A 4,383-nucleotide genomic window follows, 5' to 3' on the forward strand; every position below is an offset into this window, starting at 1 on the left:
GCCGACACCATCCAGCGCCAGAAGTGGGCCGATCTCCGAGGCGAAGGCAAAGCGCCTGTCGGCGCAGTGGTAGTAGAAAGGTTTGACGCCGAAATGGTCGCGCGCGCAAAACAGCGCCCGGCGCTCGGCGTCCCAGACCGCGAAGGCGAAATCGCCTTGCAGGTAGGTCGGACAGGCCTCGCCCCATTTGAGATAGGCGTGCATCAGCAGTATGGCGTCGGCGGCCGATCGGTCGCGCACACCGAGCCGCGCCAGAAGCTCCTCGCGGTTGTCCAGCCGGCAATCGGCCGTAATGGCGAGCTTGCCGCCGGCCATTGTCAGCGGCCCAGGGCCCTGCTCGCCGGTCGTGTTGAGCCAGGCATGGCCTAGTGCTGCGTGTCTGTCCGTCCACCATGAGCTGCCGTCGCGCGCCCGGTGGCGCATGCGCGCCAGCATCTGCTGGATGTCGGCCGCCGCCGCTGGGCTGCCATCCTGTCTGAGCAGAATTCCGGCGACGCCGCTCATCGCCTAGTGTCCGTGATCGACAAGATGGGCAAAGCCGTTGATGGAGCCGCCAAGCACGATGTGGTCGCCGCTGATCAGCCAGGCGTGCGCCTTGAGATCGGCGCCGGGGTCGCGCGCGATGCCGATGCTGATCGTGGAGGCCTTGCCCTGGCGGGCAAGCAGATACTGTCCGGCGAGCGCCTGGGTAAGGCAGCTGGCGCCCGGCACGTATCGTCCAGCAGCGGCAACGCCCCAGGCGACGCGCCGCAGATCGCCGATGCCAGCGTCATTCCTCGCTTCCAGTCGAGTCACCAGCGCACGCATGCGATTATAGGACGAAAGCGTAAGCCCCAGCCGCACGAGGCTGACCACTGCCAGGCAGCGCGCCAGAAACAGCGCCTCTGAGCCGCTAAGCGAGAGGACCCTAGGCCAGTTCCTCATGGTGGAACCTCGCAAGCCCGGCTTCGATCAGTCCCTTGAGCAAGCCCTCGACATCGGCCTTGCAGCGTTCTGTATCGACATCATAGCGGGTGAGCACCGCGCTTGTTATGTCGGGGATCGGTCGTGGCTCCTGGATCAGCTCCCAAATGTAGGCGCCGACGCCATTCAGGCTGTAGTAGATGTTGGATTTGAGATGGAGCAGCGCCAGTCCGTTGCCGAATTCACAAGCCACGGCATCGCCGCTCGCGACCACGCGGTCATGGTTCGATGGGTTCCAGTGCATCCTAAAACCTCATTGTTGAACGCCTGCGTGACCTCGACCGGGATCGGTTGCCTGCGATCCTCAGGGAGTCCAGGGAGCCCAGTGCAGGGGCCCCCGGTCAGCCGTTTGAAGAAAAAGAACGCCCGGAGCCCCCAACTGCGACAACTCCGGGCGCTGCAAGCTCAGGAGAAGGTGAGCTCACCGACCGGTGTGTGCGCGGGAAATGCCGCGTCAAGCGCCGTGGTCCCGGAGGCACCCTGCGTGGTCGTTTCGATCGAACCGTGAACCGTCAGGCTTGGGGTCTCGTACTCTTGCTTTTCAACATTCTGTTCCATTCTATTCTCCAATTAAGACTGGAAGCGGCGTCAGAATGCCGCCAGCATATTGCTATGCTGCATTGCAATTGCTGCACGGCAACATTTATGAGTCAAGCCTGATTTACCAGGCAGTAATCAATTCTTGGTTGCGCATGCCTGCGTCGGTGATGACACCGTCGGCTTTTGCATCTCGGGCGAACACCACTCGAACGTTCAACATCCCTTTTTTGCCGTCTAAGTAAGCATATGATTTGATTGAGGTAAGTTCGTGAGCTTAAGTGGCTATGTGGGAATTGCGAAGAAAACACTTCAGAAAATAGCAGATTGCCGGCTCACTTCGCCGCCGCCGGATTTGTCTTCAAAATTGATCGGCGATGAGCGAATATGAACGCTCAGGTTGCAGGCGCGAGGCGGCTTGGGAAGGCGCTGGATGGCGCTCCTGATTTTTTGGCGATGCTTTTCTTCGCAGTTGCGGTATAAACGCCGCCGCGGGCGGTTTTGCGGAGAGACGACAACGGGCATGGCCGTGCAGGACGCTTCTTACGACAGGCTGCGTGCGGCCGGCAGTGCCGACGAAGTCGCCTATGTGCAGGCCTGTCTGCGGCTGTTCTTCAATCCGACAGCGCGAGCAGTCGACCATGGCGGTATGCCGGCTCCGGCAATCTGCGTGGCCGACGTTACCGACATTGCGAGGTTGAACAAGGTCGCGGTCTTTTTGCTCAAGGCTCTCTCGCATGGGGCCACCGGCGCGACGCCTCCCGAATTGCTCGCATGGCTCGATGGTTATCGCCGGCGTACCATGTCGATGAATGCCGCCTCCATCGGCGATTCGATCGCCATCCATCAGGTGTTGCAGGACAGGCAGATCGACTTCGTCTTCCTGAAGGGACCGCTCCAGCAGCAACTGCTCTACGGCGACCATTTCATGAAGCCGTCCGGCGACGTCGATATTCTGGTTTGCCCGTCCGGCTTCGCTGCCGCCCGCGAAGCCCTTCGCTCGGCCGGCTACGAGGTCGCCGGCAAGTCCCGGTCGGTCTGGTGGGTGCGTTTCCTCGGCGAGCAGCACATGGTCCGCGACGAGGGCGTGCGGGCCGCAACGGTCGATCTCCATTATCGGCTGCAGCAGCCGGGCTCGCCGAGCCCGCGCGACATCGACGGCTTCCTGCGCCGCAAGCGCGAGGTCAAGGTTGCGGGCGCCTCCATGCCCCTGATATCGGCGTCCGACACGTTGCTCTTGTCCTGCATCAGCGTCGCCAAAGCCTTCTTCAACCGCGAGCCCTGCGCCGGCTATGTCTGCGACGTCAGAGCCGCGGCCGGCCGGCTGAACGAAGCCGAGCAGCAGAAACTGCTCGACCATGCCGCTGAGCAGGGCCTCGCCGACACGCTGCTACTTGCTTTGCGCGCGGCCGATGTTCTGCTTGGCGGTACCGGCACGCTGCTTTCGGACCGCGCCACCCGGATCCTGGCGCGCATCGACAATGCCGACCTCTTCCACATGGTGATCGCGCCCTGGCTGTCCTCGTTGCGCTGGCCGCAGCGGCGAACGGTGCTGTGGGAGCTCTGCGGTCGCGAGCCCGTGCGTTATTTGGCGGAGGCCGGCTGGGCGGCTTCCGCCGATCTCAGCCGGCGGATCTTCGAGCGGCCGGCCGCGGCCGCGCCGGTGCGGGGCAACGCATGAAGATCGGTTTTGCATTCATGGGCGGGCTGTCACTCACGCAATCGAAAGGTGAATCATGACCGTGACGACCCCAGGGGTCTGCGTCATCATCGCCGCCCGCAACGCGGCGCGCACCATACCCGTCGCCATCGCTTCGGCTCTGCGCGAGCCGGAGGTGGCGGAAGTCGTCGTGGTCGACGACGCCTCCACCGACGACACACAGAATGCGGCGCGCGCCGCCGATGATGGCAGCGGTCGGCTCAAGGTGATGCGTCTCGACGTCAACCATGGTCCGTCCTTTGCGCGCAACGCCGCGATCAAGGCTTCCGTTTCGCCTTTCATCAGCATCCTCGACGCCGACGATTTCTTCCTCGAAGGCCGTTTCCGCCGGCTGTTTGCCAGCCCCGACTGGGATTTCGCGGCGGACAACATCATGCTGATCAGGGACGATGCCGCGACCGACCCCACCAAGGTCGCAGCTCCGTCCTTCGCGCCAGAACCGCAATTCCTCGACTTCGAGCGTTTCATCGAAGGCAACATTTCCCGTCGCCGCGTGCTGCGCGGCGAACTGGGCTTCCTCAAGCCGGTGATCAGCCGGGCCTTCCTCGGCCGTCACGGGCTGAGCTACGATGAAAACCTGCGGCTCGGCGAGGACTACGAGCTCTATGCGCGCGCGGTCGCCTGCGGCGCGCGTTTCAAGATCATCAAGTCCTGCGGCTATGGCGCGATCGTTCGCGCCGACTCGCTGAGCGGCCGCCACAGGACGCAGGATCTGAAGCGGCTTGCGGATGCCGACCTGGCGCTGCTGGCGCTGGGCAACCTGCCGGAGGGTTCGAAGGCCGCGTTGCGGCGCCACGAGCGCCATGTGCGCGACAAATATCGGCTGCGGAATTTCCTTGACGTGAAGGCGGAGCGCGGCCTGGCATCGGCTGCCGCCTATGCCTTGGCCAGCCAGTCCAATCTGATCCCGATCGTTCGCGGCGTGGCGGCCGACAAGCTGGACGCGTTGCTCCGCCGCGCCGGCATTGCTGCAAAGCAGCAGGTGCCGCCGATGCGCTTCCTGATGCCGGCAACGAGTGCCGCAACAGAATGATCCGACAAAAGCGTCAGCGCTGGCGCCGTTCCCAAAAAAATCCGCTTTCCGAAACTACGAGGTTGCCTACTTGCCCCGAGAATGGCAAGCTATGTTGCGGTGCAGCAATTTCGAAAGGCCGATCGAATGG

6 protein-coding genes and 1 pseudogene are annotated in these 4,383 nt (G+C 63.3%); 2 read left to right on the plus strand and 5 right to left on the minus strand.

Features of this window, described 5'->3' with window-relative positions; genetic code table 11:
• The 5 genes and pseudogenes from EOA75_RS29390 to EOA75_RS29410 all read right to left on the minus strand — a co-directional run.
• Window positions 1–504, minus strand: a pseudogene (locus EOA75_RS29390) (lasso peptide isopeptide bond-forming cyclase); the annotation flags it as partial.
• Window positions 505–507: 3 nt separating this feature from the next.
• Window positions 508–924, minus strand: coding sequence for a lasso peptide biosynthesis B2 protein (locus EOA75_RS29395; RefSeq protein WP_127325793.1), 417 nt, complete (start codon window positions 922–924; stop codon window positions 508–510).
• Entirely contained in the window at window positions 908–1,207 is a 300-nt protein-coding gene (locus EOA75_RS29400) for a PqqD family protein (protein WP_095799206.1), read from the minus strand. The genes EOA75_RS29395 and EOA75_RS29400 overlap by 17 nt, the downstream gene beginning before the upstream one ends.
• Window positions 1,208–1,368: 161 nt before the next feature.
• Window positions 1,369–1,521, minus strand: coding sequence for a lasso RiPP family leader peptide-containing protein (locus EOA75_RS29405; RefSeq protein WP_127325794.1), 153 nt, complete (start codon window positions 1,519–1,521; stop codon window positions 1,369–1,371).
• Between the two features lie 291 nt (window positions 1,522–1,812).
• Window positions 1,813–2,025, minus strand: a complete 213-nt coding sequence (locus EOA75_RS29410) for a hypothetical protein (RefSeq protein ID WP_127325795.1) — start codon at window positions 2,023–2,025, stop codon at window positions 1,813–1,815.
• On the opposite strand from EOA75_RS29410, the gene EOA75_RS29415 reads away from it, so the two are divergent.
• Window positions 2,024–3,181 (plus strand): nucleotidyltransferase family protein, encoded by a 1,158-nt coding sequence (locus tag EOA75_RS29415; protein ID WP_127325796.1) that lies wholly within the window; start codon window positions 2,024–2,026, stop codon window positions 3,179–3,181. The genes EOA75_RS29410 and EOA75_RS29415 overlap by 2 nt on opposite strands.
• A gap of 55 nt (window positions 3,182–3,236) precedes the next feature.
• Window positions 3,237–4,253: a glycosyltransferase gene (locus EOA75_RS29420; protein ID WP_127325797.1), complete on the plus strand. Its 1,017-nt coding sequence runs from the start codon at window positions 3,237–3,239 to the stop codon at window positions 4,251–4,253.
• Window positions 4,254–4,383 lie beyond the last annotated feature (130 nt).

Source organism: Mesorhizobium sp. M1A.F.Ca.IN.022.07.1.1, assembly GCF_003997575.1.
Classification (GTDB): Bacteria; Pseudomonadota; Alphaproteobacteria; order Rhizobiales; family Rhizobiaceae; genus Mesorhizobium.